Below are 16,024 nucleotides of genomic sequence, written 5' to 3' on the forward strand. Positions count from 1 at the left end.
TCTAAGATTAGTGTATGTCAATTAAGAATGACTAGGATCAAGTGTTCTTTAGTTTTTTAAAAAGTACATACATTGGTTTATGATCTAACAAAACTTCCTTCATGGGATGATTCTTTGCTCGTAGTATTTTAAAGTCATTTTTAAGATAAAAATTCAAAGCTTGTCCTTTCTGCATCGTTTCCAGCCATAGAATTTTTTTATTTGAATTAAGGCTATAGGTTTCAACCCAACTCAGTACATGGCCTCCCAGCCCTTTGCCTGAATATTCATTTAAGAGGTATATTTTTTCCAAAAAAATGGCTTGCTTAGAGCTATAGGGAGCAATTGAGGCGTCTTTAATTATTTTTAGAATTCCAACAGCCTTATCGCCCGAATATATAAGAAATAGATAGGATGAACTATCTTTCAATTCAGAGTTCACCATATCCATAGTAAAGCTCTTTTGAATATAGGGTGAAGGATCACTGTTTTTCCATAAATGCAAATAATGCTCTTTGTATGCTTTTATTCCCAGATTACAATACAAAGGACAGGTTGCCGGGGTAACAGGTCTAATATTTATTTCCATTTAATATTACAACCTATACTTGGTTTTTGTACCTGATTTAAAGGTGTGTTATTTAGTAGTGCTTCAAGCGCATTACTTAAGTCAATACCCGTAGGAGGAATTTCATTACCAGGTCTGGAATCATCTAATTGCCCTCTGTAAATAAGACTCAGCTTCTCGTCAAAAAGATAGAAATCGGGCGTACAAGCAGCTTCATATGCCCTGGCCACTTCCTGCGATTCATCATACAAATATGGAAAACTATATTTTTCTGAAATTGCCGTTTGTTTCATGAGATGAGGCGCATCTTGCGGATAATTTTCCACATCATTGCTGGAGATTCCTACGAAAGCGATCCCTTTTGATTGGTATTTATCTGCTAATTCCGCTATTACCGGATTTACATGTTTAACAAAAGGGCAGTGATTGCATATAAACATGATTACTGTGCCTTTCTCACCTTTTATTTGATTAAGGGTCATTGTTTTGCCGGTAATGGTATCCGGCAGTATAAAATTGGGTGCAACTGTACCCAAAGGCATCATATTACTTGCTGTTCTGGCCATTTTTTCAATTTATAAAAAATTAGAACTTATTACATTATTTTTCCAAAAAAGATAGCGTTCATCAGTAATTTATTTGTCCCGTACCAAAATGCTCTGAAGTTGGTATTATCTGTAAACAGTATCACACGTCCCTTACCAAGTTTTTCTACCTTAAATGGAACACTTCCTTTTATCAGTTCAAGATTTTCTTCCGAAATGTAACCACTTTGAAGAGGCTGATTGGTGTAAAGAATTGGGTTATTATAACTATCCTTATCTGGTTCTATATAAACATTCGAATTCCTAAACAATGAGATCTTATTGTTTTTATATCCAAAATTAATAGGATGGGAGCGATCTTGATTAGCTTCGAAGATGGCTCCACCGGTAACTTGTGCTCCTAAATAATCGGCTTTCTGTCCGAAAGATATATCCCTGGCTTCCAGGGTGTCTTTTCTAAAATTCAAGTCCATTAGTTCATGCTCACTAAACCAATTAGCTATATTTCCATACCCAATGAGTGTTCCTCCGTCTTTCACCCATTCATTTAACTTTTTGGCCATCATTTTGTCATTTAAATTATTGCCTGATGACCTCGGGATTATAATATCTGTATATGAACTCAAATCAACAGTATTAAGATATTCAGTATCCAGTTTAGAAAGCTTCATATTATAGCGTGTGTCAAATAAATGCCAAATCTCACCGGCATCATAAGAACGAATACCACTACCAACTACTACAGCTACTTTTTGTTTTTTAATAGGATCAAAATCATTACTTCCAAGATCAATCCCCTGTGCTAGTCCGGTACTAACTCCTGATATTTTAATATTACTGTCTTTAGCCAGCGCTTTTAAATAGTTGTATAATTCATCACTGTTTAAAGATTGGTTTTGTACTGGAATCATTATGGTACCATAATCATAGGAATTGTTTTCCAACTTAAAGCGGTCTTTGGCAACTTTAGCCCTAAGTCCTTTGGATAAAATTCGATTCAATGCTCTAGGGGCGTAGTATTCATGCCATTCAAACAAGTAAGCATAGTTACTTTGACCACTTACCGAGCCCGTCAGAGGTTTAAGCTCATTGATTTGAGGTCCGGTATTTTTCAGAGATTCTGATTCAGCATAGTCAACATTAAATGCAAGTGGAAAGGTCCATGCCGATATATCATAAAACAAACTATCTTTAAATGTGGTCCGTTTCTCAAAAATAGCTTTTATTAGTCGATGATTTTTCTGATTCATAGGAACCACATAGCTATGTTCTTTTTTAAATGATTTACCGCCAATAGTTACATCAGTTTGTAGTTCGTGGAAATTAATATTATGCCTGTCAAGTATTTCAGCCAGGTGCCAGGCTCGGGCCGCATCTTTGCTTTCCCCAAAAATGATTGACTTCGTTTTGCTTTTTGCTGCCTCGCTTCGCATATTGACATAAAATTCTTGCTGATAAGAAAGTATTTTTACACGCATTTTCTGTGCAGCCTCTATGGTAGATAATGCGGTTGTAAATTGATTTTTAATTGTAAACGGAAAAGTAAGTATTCCATTTTCTGTGTCCTGGACATGACCTCTGGAACTGGCCTGTTCGAATAAGATTCCAATACCGCCATTGACATCAGGAAAGGTTGATCCCTTGCCATAGTAGTAGTCATCATATCTTTCTTCTGAATAATAGAGGGAACCAATTTTATCTAAGGCTTTGGCGTGGTAAGTCCCAATTTCAGCAGTCAATTCCTGGTTTTTATTTGGAGTTAAGGGATGTACCCTTGTAGGCTCTCCCGGTTGAAAAAAGAATGTAGAATTAGTACTCATTTCATGGTGATCTGTCAGGATATTAGGGAGCCATTGATGAAATGTTTTTATTCTGGCCCGACTTTCAGGCAATTGTACCGGAAGCCAATCCCGATTCATATCAAACCAATAATGATTAGTTCGGCCACCCGGCCAAACCTCATGATACTCTCTTTCATTGGAGTCTGCATTGAGGTTAATACTTTTATTGGTATTGGCCCAATAAGCAAAGCGCTGGAGTCCGTCCGGATTAAATGACGGATCCAGAAGAATGACCAAATCTTCGAGTAAGGTATCAATCTCAGAGCCCTGTGCTGCCGCCAGGTAGTATGCATAAGCCAATCCTGCATTTGCTCCACTGGGTTCGTTACCGTGAATGGAGAATCCCTGATATACTATTACAGGCATATTTTCAATAGCAGCTGTTGTATTTCCATTTTCAGTAAGTGCAATATGCTCTTTCCTTATCTGTTCCAGATTAGCATGGTTTTTAGGTGACGTAATAGTAAGTAATAAGATTGGTCTCCCTTCAAAGGTGGATCCCCGGTTTTCAATACTTATACGATTACTTTTCTCTGCCAGAGTCTGCATATAAAATACCAACTTATCATGTGTTACATGCCATTCACCTACTTCATGCCCTATGATATCGGCTGGCCTTGGTATCTTTTCGTCATAGGTAACATTCTGAGGTAAATAATAGTTTAGATCAATTGCGTTCTGCGCAGTGCCGATAAAAGAGAAGATCAGAAGAAATGCGGTGAGGGTATTTCTCATTTTAGCTATGGGTTTAGTTCGTTAGGGTATAAAAATAAAAAACGACCTTTGAAAACAAAGATCGTTTGAATGTTATTTTAAGTTTGTGTTTAGATATCATCAAAATTCAAATCGGTAAATTTGTCTTTGGAAGAAACCTCACCATTTTGACTTGGCTCTTCTTTTTTGAAATCCTTTTGATGCCTTTCCGAAATGACTTCCTGCCCTTTCTCGGCAATTATATAATCCATCATTTCTTCCATAATCTCTCTAAAGGACTGAAAATCCTCTTTATATAGGTAAATCTTATGCTTTTTATAGTGGAAGGAACCATCGTCATGGGTAAATTTTTTACTCTCGGTAATTGTCAGATAATAATCTCCGGCCTTTGTACTTCTAACGTCAAAAAAATATGTCCTTCTCCCAGCTCTTAATACTTTTGAAAAAATTTCTTCCTGATCCATTAAATCTTTATCGCTCATTTGTTAAATATCTAGTTAGTATTTGTGCTTAAAATATCTTCAAAAATGTAAAAAAAAAGCTTATCCAGCAACATTTTTCTAGTTTTCTTTCTCCGATAGTTGATTGATATATAGCTCCTTGTAATAGCCATCTTTTTCCAATAATTTGTTATGAGTGCCTTCCTCGAGTACTTTTCCGTCTTCAAGTACGATTATCTTATCTGCATTTTTGGCGGAAGAAACACGGTGACTAACAATAAGAGTAGTCCTTGATTGAGCGGCTTCTTTAAGATTAAATAATATTTGCTCTTCAGTTTCAGTATCCACTGCAGACAAACAGTCGTCAAACAGATAGATACTTGGTTCTTTTAACAATGCACGAGCTATTGAGACACGCTGTTTTTGACCGCCACTTAGAGTAATTCCACGTTCACCAAGTATTGTATCATATTTTTTTGTAAATCCCATGATGTTTTCATGTACCGCGGCCTTGCGTGCTACGTCAAGGATTTCATCTTCTGTCGCGTCTTCCTTGCCAAATTTTATATTATTCTTTATAGTATCGGAAAACAGGAATGCGTCCTGGGGAACTGCACCAACAGAAGCTCTTAAGCTGTGTAAGTTTAATTTTTTAATTGGTACGCCATCGATGAATATATCACCTGATGAAGTATCATAGAGCCTCGCCACCAGATCCAGGATCGTTGATTTCCCCGAACCTGTTTTTCCAATAAATGCAACGGTTTCGCCTTTATTTATGCTAAACGAGATATCCTTAAGTGCTGTAATATTTGTGTCATCATAGGTAAATGTGACATTTTTAAATTCAATAGCACCTTCTATCGGAGTTTCGTCTTCGATTTCGTTCTTTATTTCCGGTTGTTCTTTCAAAAATTCATTTATCCGTTTTTGAGATGCCTCGGCCCGCTGTACAATAGAAGTGAGCCATCCAACGATGGCAACCGGCCAGGTAAGCATATTTACATACAAGATGAATTCTGCTATAGTACCGATTGACGAAATTTCACCATTGATATATTGTTTCCCACCTACATAAATCACAAAAATGTTACTGATTCCAATTAACAAAATCATCAAAGGAAAAAACCAGGCGTTTACCTTAGCCAGGTCCATACTTTTTTCCTTTCCTTCATTGGCCAGCAAAGTCATTTCGGCATTTACCTGTGGCTCCAGTCCATAAGCTTTTATAACAGATACTCCTGAAAAAGACTCTTGGGCAAAAGTAGATAACGAGGAGAGGTATTCCTGTACCCTGGTGCTTCGTTTATGAATAATTTTACTAATCTGGTAAATCAATACGGAAAGTATAGGCAGCGGTAATAATGAATAAAAGGCAATAGTTGGCGCTTTAATAAACATTAAAGGAATCAAACAAACAAATAGGGTTAGTGTCTGAATTCCATACATTATAGCGGGCCCTGTGTAAAGCCTCACTTGCCCAACATCTTCACTTATCCTGTTCATGAGGTCACCGGTACGATTACTTTTGTAGAAATTCAGACTCAAAAGCTGGTAATGATCAAAAACTTCGTTTTTAAGGTCGTATTCAATGTATCTGGAAACATTTATAATTGTCTGCCGCATCAAAAAAGTAAAGAATCCAGATAATAAGGCCGCCCCAACAATGATGAGGATATACTGTAAAAGAAGATCCCTTGCCTGAGGTTCTGCAATCTCCAGGGCTACATAATTTTCAACAACTTCAATGGATTTCTTTACATAAGAAGGCATTACCAATTGAAATATCCGTGCAATAATGGTGATAATAATTCCTACAAGTATTTTAAACCAATATTTTTTGAAGTATTTATCTAAATGCCTGAGCTCTTTCATTAAAATGGCTGGTAATACAGTTGGGTTATAACCGAAGGACAAATATAGCGGATTGGTCCCAAACCAAATGTTATAAAACTTATAAGAATAAACGATAATTAGGATGGGAATTAAAATAGATTAGTATTTTTGCTGCGTTTTGTTCTAACAATATAAAAGAAGGTTCTTTAAAATGCTTACAAGAAGGCAAATCCGGGTAAAAGTGATGCAGTGTATTTATGCCTTAACCTTATCACACGATGAATCATTAGAAAAACAAAAAAAATTTCTCCGTACAAGCATTGACAATACCTATAATCTTTACCTGCTTGTATTAAGCCTTCTGGCTGAACTTCATAAGATGGAAGCTAATTTCATCAAACTTTCTTCCAAGAAGTATTTAAATGAAGATGTCCAGAAATTTCCAAATCCCGATAAGTTTCTGAACAATGCCTTGCTTAATAAAATTAGCACTAATACGTTGTTGCACGATGAACTGGTTAAAAGGAAATTAAAGAATTGGGACCTTCATCAGGATTACGTTAAAATCGTGTTTCGTGAAATTAAAAAAAACGAAATCTACGAGGAGTACATGCTTCTTGACAATAGTAATTATACTGAAGATAAAAATCTTATTGTACATCTTTTTAAGGAAGTAATTGCCCCGAATGAAAGGATTTACGAATACTTTGAAGATGATAAATTAACATGGGTAGACGACATTCCACTGGTAAATACCTTTGTTTTAAAACAATTGAGGAAAGTCAATGCCGAATCCGGTCAATCCTTCTTTCTGCCAAAGCTGTTAAAAGATTCGGATGATATGGTTTTTGCAGAGCAATTGTTGACAAAAACACTTTTAAACAACACAAAATTTGAAGAAGAAATTCAGGTAAAAACACCTAATTGGGATAAGGACAGAATTGCAGACATAGACGCTATTCTCTTAAAAATGGCTATTTGTGAACTTACTAATTTCCCCTCTATTCCGGAACGGGTTACTATTAATGAGTATCTCGAAATTGCCAAAGAATATTCTACGCCAAAGAGTAGCATTTTCATTAATGGTATTTTAGATAAATTGGTAAAGGAATATAGGGCAAGCGGTAAACTTAAAAAAACAGGAAGAGGATTATTATAAATAAATATTCCTTAATTTTGCAGGCGAATCTTAAATTTATTTAAAATGAATAGACTATTTATTGCCCTTGGTTTAATAGGGGCGTTATCATTTGGCTCATGTAAGGAGAAAGCTTCGAACAAAGTAAGCACCGAAAATGTAGAAGTAGCGGCAGAAAGAGACTTGCAGGCGAAAAACCTGCCTGTAATGTATTTTGAAAAAACGGAACATGATTTCGGGACTATTACTCAAGGTACTCCGCAGGAAACTATTTTTACTTTTACAAATACAGGTAATGCACCATTAATCATTACAAATGCAACTAGTAGTTGTGGGTGTACAGTGCCTAATCCACCAAAAGATCCTATTGCTCCTGGTGAGGATGGGGAACTTCTTGTCAAGTTTAATGGTTCAGGTCAAAATCAGGTAACAAAGACGATTACGTTGACTGCGAATACCGAAAAAGGACAGGAAATATTGAGAATCAAGGCATTTGTTAACCCAAAAGACGCAGGACCTACCCAAGCAGGACCTGTAAAATAAGAAGAGCAATACTCAACAATAAATTATGGGTGATATAGGACAATTTCTTCCAATGATTCTCATTTTTGCCGTAGCATATTTTTTTATGATACGCCCGCAGATGAAACGTCAAAAGGATGAAAAGAAATTTGCACAGGCCTTAAAGAAAGGTGATAAAATTGTTACAAAAAGTGGCCTGCATGGTAAAGTTGTGGATTTAAACGATAAGGATTTTTCATGCATTATAGAGACGATGGCAGGAAGATTAAAATTTGACAGGTCTGCAATTTCCATGGAAATGAGCAGCAAACTAAATGCCGCACCTAAAGAAAAATAAGAATTAGGATACTTACTACAGAAACACCGGTTTTACCCGGTGTTTTTTTTTGACCTGATAATTTTCGGAAATTATGTATCTTGAAGCAAACAAGAATACTATCATATGAGTACTAACCGAAGAAAGTTTATTAAAAATAGTTCATTATTCCTGCTGGGATCCAGCGCTTCCTTTTTGTTTCCAATAGAATTACTTGCTTCAATGCGCAAGAAAGTTGGCCCTAATGATCGGATTAATATGGGACTCATTGGCTGTAATGGCATGGGATTCAGTAACCTGCTTTCGCTTTTAAAAATTAACGAAGTCAATATTATTGCACTTTGTGATATCGATGAAAATGTACTTTCCAGGCGCACATCCGAGCTCGAAAAAGCGGGTGTCAAGAAACCCGATTGGTACACAGATTATCGGAAATTGTTAGACAATAAGGATATTGATTTTGTGGTTATCGGAACCCCGGATCACTGGCATTGTCTGCAATTGACAGATGCTTTAAGCGCCGGTAAAGACGTGTATTGCGAAAAGCCTATTGCTAACTCCATGCAGGAATGTGAGATTATGCTCAACCTTGTTCAGAAGAGTAATAGGATTGTACAAATTGGACAATGGCAAAGAAGCCAGCCTCACTTTGTAGATGCTATTAATTTTGTCCATTCAGGTCAATTGGGTGAAATCAGATTGGCAAAAGCTTGGGCATATCAGGGATGGATGAAACCCGTACCTATTCTGGCTGATGAGAATGCCCCTTCAGGGGTTGACTATAAAATGTGGTTGGGGCCTGCACCTGAGCGTTCATTTAACCAAAACAGATTTCATTTCAATTTCCGATGGTTTTGGGATTATGCTGGAGGTCTTATGACGGATTGGGGCGTTCACCTTATTGACTATGCCTTATATGGAATGAAAGCGGGTACGCCCAAATCTGTAATGGCCCTTGGCGGTAAATTTGCATACCCGGATGATGCTTCAGAAACACCAGACTCATTACAAGCTGTTTTTGAATATGATGATTTTTCTATATTATGGGAGCATGCAACCGGAATTGACGGAGGTAATTACGGCAGAAATCACGGGATCGCTTTTATTGGTAATAATGGTACTCTAGTTTTGGATAGGCAAGGTTGGGAAGTAATCCCTGAAAAGGAGTTTCAAGGTTGGGGCAAAGAAGGTATTCCGCGTATGGAGGCTCTTCCATTACAACAAAATCAAGGCAGTGGATTGGATCTTCATACCAAGAATTTTATTGAGGCTGTAAAAGCAGGTGACCCCAAAAACCTGAATGCACCTATTAAGGTAGGTTATGATGCTGCCATGGTTTCACATATGGGAAATGTAGCCTACAAATCCGGAAACCGAATATATTGGGATGAAAATAGAGCTCAATTTACCGATGATGAAGCTAATAAGATAATGATGGCATCATATCATAATGGCTGGGAATTACCCAAAGGATGAAGATAATTAAAGGATAGGTTGCGATTTTTAAATATTGGACAACAATTCGGGGGATAGAAAATCACCTGGTTATCTATATTTATCATTTAGCCCCAAACCCGCAGAAATCATGGGAATGATCTTCTGTAATCTTGATTCCTTGGTCTTTTGCTGCTTGGCCTCTGAAATATATTCGCAATATTCACCTTGTTTATATGAGGTAAGCGCCGTAAAATTTTTGTCCAGGTCCTTATCTGCCAGTAAACAATCCTTCAATAGTTTGGGCATGATGGTTTCTTTCTTTCGGGATGGCTTTATTGCCATTCCTTTCTTTTGATTTTCTATAGCTTCCTGAATATAGGCCAGAACAGTCGCTTTGTCAATTGCATCTACTGACTTAAATTTCCAATGACGCATGGCTTTGGTTTTGCCTTGCTGCGCATTTTCCAGAACACCTTTGGGATCACTTAAAAATACCCCATTAAAGAACCATAACCCAAAATGATTTTTAAAAGCCATTATTCCCAGAACATTTTTGTTATTAATCGTATACACAGGAGAACCCCATTTTAGAGTTTCTACGAGTTGGGTACTAAGGGCAATTTTTCTAAGCTGGATAATTCCCTCCCTGAACTTTTGATCTTTTGAAAAATAAGCTTCAATTTCTTCCTGATCAGGCATATATCTTTTTAGTTACGAGCTACAATTTCGCAAATTTTTACGATTACTTCTACTGCTTTTTCCATACTTTCAACAGGAACATACTCATATTTACCATGAAAATTATGTCCGCCTGCAAAAATATTAGGGCAGGGGAGTCCCATAAAACTTAATTGGGAACCATCTGTACCTCCCCTAATTGGTTTTATAATTGGTTTAATATCCAATACTTCCATGGCTTCCTTGGCAATTTCAACAACATGAAAAACAGGTTCTATTTGTTCTCTCATATTAAAGTATTGATCGTTAATTTCTACGGATAAGAAATTACCATGTTTTTTATTTAGGTTTTCTACTATGTCGTTTAGCAGCTTCTTTCTGCCTTCGAAAAGAGCCTTGTCGTGATCTCGGATTATGAGTTCAAGTTCAGCTTTTTCTATTTCACCCTGAAGGTGATTTACATGAAAAAAGCCTTCCCTGTCTTCAGTACATTCGGGGACTTCATCTTTTGGTAATTGTGTAATTACTTCGTTGATCAGGCTTATTGCGTTCACCATCTTTCCCTTTGCATATCCGGGATGTACACTTTTGCCAATTGCCGTTACTTTGGCTACGGCGGCATTGAAATTCTCGTACTCCAATTCTCCTATCTGGCTTCCGTCTATGGTGTAGGCCCAATCCGCGTTAAATTTAGAAACATCAAATTTATGGGCTCCCCTGCCAATTTCTTCATCAGGTGTAAAACCGACTCTAATTGTACCGTGCTTTATTTCCGGGTGATTGACCAGATATTCCATGGCCGTAATAATTTCAGCTATCCCGGCCTTATCATCTGCCCCAAGGAGTGTAGTCCCGTCAGTTACTATTAGGGTTTGACCTTTGTATTGAACTAAGTCATCAAAATAATCCGGTGATAGGACAATATTGTTTTCTTTATTCAGTATGATGCTTTTACCATCATAATTCTCAATTATTCGGGGTTTGACATCGGTTCCTGAAAAATCGGGCGTGGTATCAAAGTGAGAAATAAAACCAATCGTTGGGACTTCTTTATCCATATTTGATGGTAGTGTAGCCATGATGTAACTATTTTTGTCAATAGATACATCTACCATGCCTATTTCTTTTAATTCCTCCACTAGTTTGTTTGCCAGTACCCATTGCTTTTCAGTACTGGGCGTACTTTTAGAGTTTGGATCACTTTGGGTGTCTATGGCAACATAGCTAATAAAACGGTCAATTATTTTTTGCATAGCACTTAGTTTGTGTCAAAATTACAATATTACTTTAAAGCCTGAAACTGGATAATAAATGTCTGTAAAGATCAAGAACCAAATGAAGATAAACCAACAAAATGGGAGGTTTAGGGTAAGTTTTAACTACCTTATAGAAATATTAACTCAAATTAGATAAGTTATGAATCAACATTACTTGGTTATTTTGGTCCTGGTTTTCGGTGCTATTGGCATTGCAAACGGGCAGATAAGTGGAACAGTTACAGACGATCAGGGGATACCCCTTGTTGGAGCTTCAGTTGTAAAAAAGGGCACTAGCATAGGCACAACTACAGACTTTGATGGCAAATTTACTATAGATGCTATCCTGGGAGACAGGCTAATTGTGTCTTTTATTGGGTATGAGCCTTTAGAAGTTTTGGCAAATAGTACTATTTTGAATGTTACCCTGGTATCTGGATTGGAATTGAGTGAGGTAATTATAACTGGTTCACGTAACCCCAACAGGGTTGCAACAGAGAGCACGGTTCCTGTAGATGTCATTGATGTTAAGGAATTAGCCAGTGTTGGTCCACAGGTAAATTTGAATCAGATTTTAAATTACGTGGCGCCTTCATTTACTTCCAATACCCAAACCATTTCGGATGGTACAGACCATATAGACCCTGCCTCTTTAAGGGGTTTGGGACCAGATCAGGTATTGGTTTTAATAAATGGTAAAAGAAGACATACATCTTCACTCATAAATGTAAATGGTACATTTGGTAGGGGAAGTGTAGGGACAGATTTAAATGCTATTCCTGCAGCTTCTATACAACGTGTTGAAGTACTAAGGGATGGAGCAGCGGCACAATATGGGTCGGATGCAATTGCAGGAGTAATCAATATTATACTTAATAAGGGTTCAGGGGAATTAAATCTCACTGTAACTACTGGTGCGAACTTTTCAAAGAATGCCAATGGGCAAACGGGTGGCTCAGATGGCGAAGCTACTAATATAGCCGGGAGTTATGGGATTTCTTTGGGTGAAAGAGGAGGATATATTAATTTTTCAGGAGATTTCGATGTTCGTCAGGACTATAGCCGGATGAAAGAATGGGAAGGGGATGTATTTAATCAATACAATACTGTAGAGCGATTTGCAAACAACGATGGTTACGATTTAACAGCCTTATTAGATGATGATGTAACTGATGTACTTTTTTATGCAAATGCCGCAGGGATTGATACAGGTACAGCAACTACTAAAGCAGAATTACAACCAATACTCTCAGTTGATAATACAGAGTCTGAATTAACGGCAAGAGGTTTGGTAAGAAGTGATTTTAATATGAGAGTAGGGCAGTCTGCCCTAAGAGGGGGTCGATTTTTTGCTAATTTTGCACTTCCCTTAGACGACTTCGGAACAGAACTTTATTCTTTTGCCGGAATAAGCTCTAGAACAGGAAATTCCGCTGGATTTTACAGGCTTCCTAATCAGAGTAGAACCTTTACACCAGCATATCTCAACGGATTTCTACCGGAAATAAATTCTAATATTAAAGATCAATCTATAGCAGTTGGTATAAAAGGAAAAATAGGGGACTGGAGTGTAGATTTCAGTAATACCTATGGAAAGAATGCATTTCTTTATACTATAGGAAATACCTTTAATGCTTCTCTCCAAAGTGCATCACCCACTACTTTTGATGCGGGTGGATTTTCCTTCGCACAAAATACGACCAACCTCGATATAACTCAGTTTTATGATGATATCTTTAGTGGTTTTAATGTTGCTTTTGGTGGAGAATACCGATTGGAGACCTATGAAATTGTTGCCGGACAGGAATCATCTTATGCGCAATATACCGCAGCCGGAGAAGTCATTACACTTGCTACACAACAGCCGTCGGAGGATTTCTTTGGAAGTGCCAGGCCGGGAGGTTCACAGGTGTTTCCTGGTTTTAGTCCTAATAATGAATTATCCAGGGGCCGTAGCAGCATAGCTGGATATCTGGATTTGGAAGCCGATTTTTCTGAAAATGTTCTTGTTAATCTAGCCGCCCGCTTTGAAAATTACAGTGATTTTGGATCTACTATTAACTTCAAACTCTCTTCAAGGGTTAAAATTACTGATGAAATTAATCTTAGGGGTGCTGTAAATACTGGATTTAGAGCGCCATCTCTTCATCAAATATATTTTAATTCTACTTCTACCATTTTTGATCAGAATGGAAACCCACAAGAGGTGGGTACTTTTTCCAATGACAGTAGGGCTGCCAATCTTCTTGGAATACCAAGTTTAAAAGAAGAAACATCGAGCAGTGTTAGTTTAGGTTTAACAGCTCAAATACCTGCAGCCAACCTTACCATTACGGGCGATGGGTATTTTGTTAGAATAAATGACAGGGTGGTGTATACAGGACAGTTCGTAGGTCCGGGTACAGGATCAGAATTGGATGATCTTCTTAGACAGGCAAATGCTTCGGCAGCTTCATTTTTTGCCAATGCAATTGACACAGAATCCAGGGGTATAGATTTAGTATTGACCCAAAGAGCTAATGTCTGGGATGGATGGATGCTTAATTCGGTTTTAGCAGCTACCTTCTCCAAAACTCAACAGGTAGGTGATATAAAGGCGTCACAGGTTCTTGAGGACGCCGGTCTTGTAGATACCTACTTCCCTGAAGATAGCAGGATTTATCTGGAAGAAGCAGTGCCCAGAACAAAAGTGAATTTAACTTTTAACCTGTCTTCAGACAAATGGATATTCTTTTTAAGAGGGGTATATTTTGGAAAAGTTACAGAAGCAACTACAAATATTGACAGGCAACAGGTTTTTGGCACCAAATTCGTAACGGATCTTTCTGTGAGTTACAAAGCGACGCCCTCACTTACATTTACAGTTGGAGCAAACAACTTATTTGATACCTATCCGGACAGAGCAGCTGAAGTTTTAGCAGATGGCGGAAATAACAGGAGCAGTGGTCGATTTGATTGGTCTCGGAGAGCGCAACAATTTGGTATTGGAGGAAGATTTTTGTTTGCAAGAGTCAATTTTATCTTAAAATAATCCATTTACCGGAATAAATTGAAAAGCTACCATCTTTGGTAGCTTTTTTTATTTTGATAAAGTTGAAAGAAGTATAATTTTTAATCAAAAATACTGTTTATATAGAAGTTTAATTGATAATTCCCTTAAGGATTTGCTGCCATGAAGTTGATATATACCCACAGTATCCTGCTTTTCTTTTTTACTCTATCATCTTTTGCCCAATTGATGGATTGTACTTTAGGTATTGGAGGTAAGGACACAGAAACCATAATAAAAGTATTTCAACTTAATGACAAACAGTTGGTGCAAATGGAAACCTGGATTCAGGACTTAAAAATGTCCAATGAAGGCATCCGGGAACAAATTGACAATCTTTTGGAAAAGCATCCACAGAGTAATCCCGAAGAAATACAAAGCTTAGCACAAAAATTTAAACCACTGCGTGATCAGATGATTTCTAATTCAAAAAAATGCGACCAAAAACTCCTGGGAATTCTTAATGAAAATCAATACCGCAGATATATTAGTTTGTGCGAAGAGGCCGCGCGTAAACCACTTGCTGGTATCAGTTCCGAGGAAATTAAAACACCCGAGTGATTTTAACATCACGAGTTTGGCAAATTAATTATTTATAGGCTTTAAAACTTGACGAAGTTTGTATTTTTGAGCAAAGTTTTTTGACTATGTATAAGCTCCTGATCAGACCCTTGTTATTCCTATTAGACCCCGAAAAAGTACACCACATTTCATTTAAACTTATAAAGTTCGTTTCAGGAATAGGATTAGCCGGATTCTTCCAATCTATTTATTTTATTGAAGATCAACGCCTGGAAAGAGAGGTTTTTGGGATAAAATTTAAAAATCCTGTTGGTCTTGCTGCAGGATTTGATAAAGATGCGAGATTGTATAATGAACTCTCCAATTTTGGATTTGGATTTATAGAAATTGGAACATTAACACCTAAACCACAAGCCGGGAATCCAAAAAAGAGACTCTTCAGATTAAAGGCAGATCAGGCCATAATAAACAGGATGGGATTTAATAATAAAGGGGTGCTAGCTGCTGTTGAGAATTTAAAGAAAAAGCACAAAGTTATTATAGGCGGGAATATTGGAAAAAATAAAAATACGCCGAATGAACTTGCTACAAAGGATTATTTGATATGCTTTGAGGCTCTTTTTGATCATGTGGATTATTTCGTAGTAAATGTAAGCTCTCCAAATACCCCGGGCCTAAGGGAACTACAGGATAAAGAACCTCTTACAAAACTTTTAAAGGCCTTAAAGATGGAGAACCATAAATATGCACAAAATAAGCAACTTGCGGAAAAACCCATTCTTTTGAAAATAGCACCTGACCTTACGGATGCTCAACTAATGGATATCATTCAAATTATTAAGGAATCTCAAATTGATGGGGTTATTGCCACGAATACTACAATTGCCAGGGAAAACCTTAAATCAGACGACTTTCTTGTTGAGGAAAAAGGTGGTTTAAGCGGAAAACCTCTGACAAGAAGAAGTACAGAAGTAATTAGGTTCTTATCTGAAAAGAGTGGTAAGGCATTTCCAATAATCGGAGTGGGGGGTATTCATTCTGCTGAAGACGCATTGGAAAAATTAGATGCAGGGGCAGATTTAATTCAGTTATGGACCGGGTTTGTCTATGAAGGACCTGCTTTGGTAAAAAGGATAAACAAGGCCATTTTGGATCAATCTTAGGCACTAACAACAAGATTCAG

14 protein-coding genes are annotated in these 16,024 nt (G+C 37.3%); 7 read left to right on the top strand and 7 right to left on the bottom strand.

Annotated features, from left to right (window positions below; genetic code table 11):
- Positions 1 to 37: 37 nt before the first annotated feature.
- The 5 genes from Q0X77_RS02005 to Q0X77_RS02025 form a co-directional block, all read right to left on the bottom strand.
- Positions 38 to 568: a GNAT family N-acetyltransferase gene (locus tag Q0X77_RS02005; protein WP_297792360.1), complete on the bottom strand. Its 531-nt coding sequence runs from the start codon at positions 566 to 568 to the stop codon at positions 38 to 40.
- Positions 559 to 1,113 carry a thioredoxin family protein gene (locus tag Q0X77_RS02010; protein WP_297792362.1) on the bottom strand — a complete coding sequence of 185 codons (555 nt, stop codon included), beginning with the start codon at positions 1,111 to 1,113 and terminating at the stop codon, positions 559 to 561. The genes Q0X77_RS02005 and Q0X77_RS02010 overlap by 10 nt, the downstream gene beginning before the upstream one ends.
- A gap of 29 nt (positions 1,114 to 1,142) precedes the next feature.
- Complete coding sequence (locus Q0X77_RS02015; RefSeq protein ID WP_297792365.1) at positions 1,143 to 3,668, bottom strand: M14 family zinc carboxypeptidase; 2,526 nt, start codon at positions 3,666 to 3,668, stop codon at positions 1,143 to 1,145.
- A gap of 89 nt (positions 3,669 to 3,757) precedes the next feature.
- Positions 3,758 to 4,129: a PUR family DNA/RNA-binding protein gene (locus Q0X77_RS02020; RefSeq protein ID WP_297792367.1), complete on the bottom strand. Its 372-nt coding sequence runs from the start codon at positions 4,127 to 4,129 to the stop codon at positions 3,758 to 3,760.
- A 78-nt stretch (positions 4,130 to 4,207) separates the two neighbouring features.
- Positions 4,208 to 5,962, bottom strand: a complete 1,755-nt coding sequence (locus tag Q0X77_RS02025) for an ABC transporter ATP-binding protein (RefSeq protein WP_297792369.1) — start codon at positions 5,960 to 5,962, stop codon at positions 4,208 to 4,210.
- A gap of 172 nt (positions 5,963 to 6,134) precedes the next feature.
- On the opposite strand from Q0X77_RS02025, the gene nusB reads away from it, so the two are divergent.
- From nusB to Q0X77_RS02045, 4 genes are all read left to right on the top strand, one after another.
- Positions 6,135 to 7,082 (top strand): transcription antitermination factor NusB, encoded by a 948-nt coding sequence (gene nusB / locus Q0X77_RS02030; protein WP_297792371.1) that lies wholly within the window; start codon positions 6,135 to 6,137, stop codon positions 7,080 to 7,082.
- A 45-nt stretch (positions 7,083 to 7,127) separates the two neighbouring features.
- A complete protein-coding gene (locus Q0X77_RS02035; RefSeq protein ID WP_297792373.1) occupies positions 7,128 to 7,604 on the top strand; it encodes a DUF1573 domain-containing protein in 477 nt (158 codons plus the stop codon).
- Between the two features lie 25 nt (positions 7,605 to 7,629).
- Positions 7,630 to 7,920 (top strand): preprotein translocase subunit YajC, encoded by a 291-nt coding sequence (gene yajC / locus Q0X77_RS02040; protein WP_297792375.1) that lies wholly within the window; start codon positions 7,630 to 7,632, stop codon positions 7,918 to 7,920.
- Between the two features lie 105 nt (positions 7,921 to 8,025).
- Positions 8,026 to 9,375, top strand: a complete 1,350-nt coding sequence (locus Q0X77_RS02045; RefSeq protein WP_297792377.1) for a Gfo/Idh/MocA family oxidoreductase — start codon at positions 8,026 to 8,028, stop codon at positions 9,373 to 9,375.
- A gap of 69 nt (positions 9,376 to 9,444) precedes the next feature.
- Here the strand turns inward: Q0X77_RS02045 and Q0X77_RS02050 are convergent, their stop codons facing one another.
- Together Q0X77_RS02050 and pepT are read right to left on the bottom strand one after the other, a co-directional pair.
- The gene (locus tag Q0X77_RS02050) at positions 9,445 to 10,035 is read right to left on the bottom strand and encodes a DUF1801 domain-containing protein (RefSeq protein ID WP_297792379.1); all 591 of its coding nucleotides are present in this window, start codon (positions 10,033 to 10,035) and stop codon (positions 9,445 to 9,447) included.
- Positions 10,036 to 10,043: 8 nt separating this feature from the next.
- On the bottom strand, positions 10,044 to 11,267 hold the full coding sequence (gene pepT / locus Q0X77_RS02055) for a peptidase T (RefSeq protein ID WP_297792381.1): 1,224 nt from the start codon (positions 11,265 to 11,267) through the stop codon (positions 10,044 to 10,046).
- 163 nt (positions 11,268 to 11,430) lie between these two features.
- Here pepT and Q0X77_RS02060 point away from each other — a divergent pair, with 163 nt between their 5' ends.
- From Q0X77_RS02060 to Q0X77_RS02070, 3 genes are all read left to right on the top strand, one after another.
- A complete protein-coding gene (locus Q0X77_RS02060; protein ID WP_297792383.1) occupies positions 11,431 to 14,301 on the top strand; it encodes a TonB-dependent receptor in 2,871 nt (956 codons plus the stop codon).
- Between the two features lie 207 nt (positions 14,302 to 14,508).
- Complete coding sequence (locus tag Q0X77_RS02065; RefSeq protein ID WP_297792384.1) at positions 14,509 to 14,880, top strand: hypothetical protein; 372 nt, start codon at positions 14,509 to 14,511, stop codon at positions 14,878 to 14,880.
- An 86-nt stretch (positions 14,881 to 14,966) separates the two neighbouring features.
- Positions 14,967 to 16,004, top strand: coding sequence for a quinone-dependent dihydroorotate dehydrogenase (locus Q0X77_RS02070; protein WP_297792386.1), 1,038 nt, complete (start codon positions 14,967 to 14,969; stop codon positions 16,002 to 16,004).
- Positions 16,005 to 16,024: the final 20 nt, after the last annotated feature.

It is taken from the genome of uncultured Eudoraea sp. (assembly GCF_947258925.1).
In the GTDB taxonomy this organism is placed as follows: Bacteria; Bacteroidota; Bacteroidia; order Flavobacteriales; family Flavobacteriaceae; genus Eudoraea.

What these genes read in the sequence shown, in the direction of transcription:
- Q0X77_RS02005 (WP_297792360.1), bottom strand. Translation starts at nt 568, where the DNA reads ATGGAAATAAATATTAGACCTGTTACCCCGGCAACCTGTCCTTTGTAT.
- Q0X77_RS02010 (WP_297792362.1), bottom strand. Translation starts at nt 1,113, where the DNA reads ATGGCCAGAACAGCAAGTAATATGATGCCTTTGGGTACAGTTGCACCC.
- Q0X77_RS02015 (WP_297792365.1), bottom strand. Translation starts at nt 3,668, where the DNA reads ATGAGAAATACCCTCACCGCATTTCTTCTGATCTTCTCTTTTATCGGC.
- Q0X77_RS02020 (WP_297792367.1), bottom strand. Translation starts at nt 4,129, where the DNA reads ATGAGCGATAAAGATTTAATGGATCAGGAAGAAATTTTTTCAAAAGTA.
- Q0X77_RS02025 (WP_297792369.1), bottom strand. Translation starts at nt 5,962, where the DNA reads ATGAAAGAGCTCAGGCATTTAGATAAATACTTCAAAAAATATTGGTTT.
- nusB (WP_297792371.1), top strand. Translation starts at nt 6,135, where the DNA reads ATGCTTACAAGAAGGCAAATCCGGGTAAAAGTGATGCAGTGTATTTAT.
- Q0X77_RS02035 (WP_297792373.1), top strand. Translation starts at nt 7,128, where the DNA reads ATGAATAGACTATTTATTGCCCTTGGTTTAATAGGGGCGTTATCATTT.
- yajC (WP_297792375.1), top strand. Translation starts at nt 7,630, where the DNA reads ATGGGTGATATAGGACAATTTCTTCCAATGATTCTCATTTTTGCCGTA.
- Q0X77_RS02045 (WP_297792377.1), top strand. Translation starts at nt 8,026, where the DNA reads ATGAGTACTAACCGAAGAAAGTTTATTAAAAATAGTTCATTATTCCTG.
- Q0X77_RS02050 (WP_297792379.1), bottom strand. Translation starts at nt 10,035, where the DNA reads ATGCCTGATCAGGAAGAAATTGAAGCTTATTTTTCAAAAGATCAAAAG.
- pepT (WP_297792381.1), bottom strand. Translation starts at nt 11,267, where the DNA reads ATGCAAAAAATAATTGACCGTTTTATTAGCTATGTTGCCATAGACACC.
- Q0X77_RS02060 (WP_297792383.1), top strand. Translation starts at nt 11,431, where the DNA reads ATGAATCAACATTACTTGGTTATTTTGGTCCTGGTTTTCGGTGCTATT.
- Q0X77_RS02065 (WP_297792384.1), top strand. Translation starts at nt 14,509, where the DNA reads ATGGATTGTACTTTAGGTATTGGAGGTAAGGACACAGAAACCATAATA.
- Q0X77_RS02070 (WP_297792386.1), top strand. Translation starts at nt 14,967, where the DNA reads ATGTATAAGCTCCTGATCAGACCCTTGTTATTCCTATTAGACCCCGAA.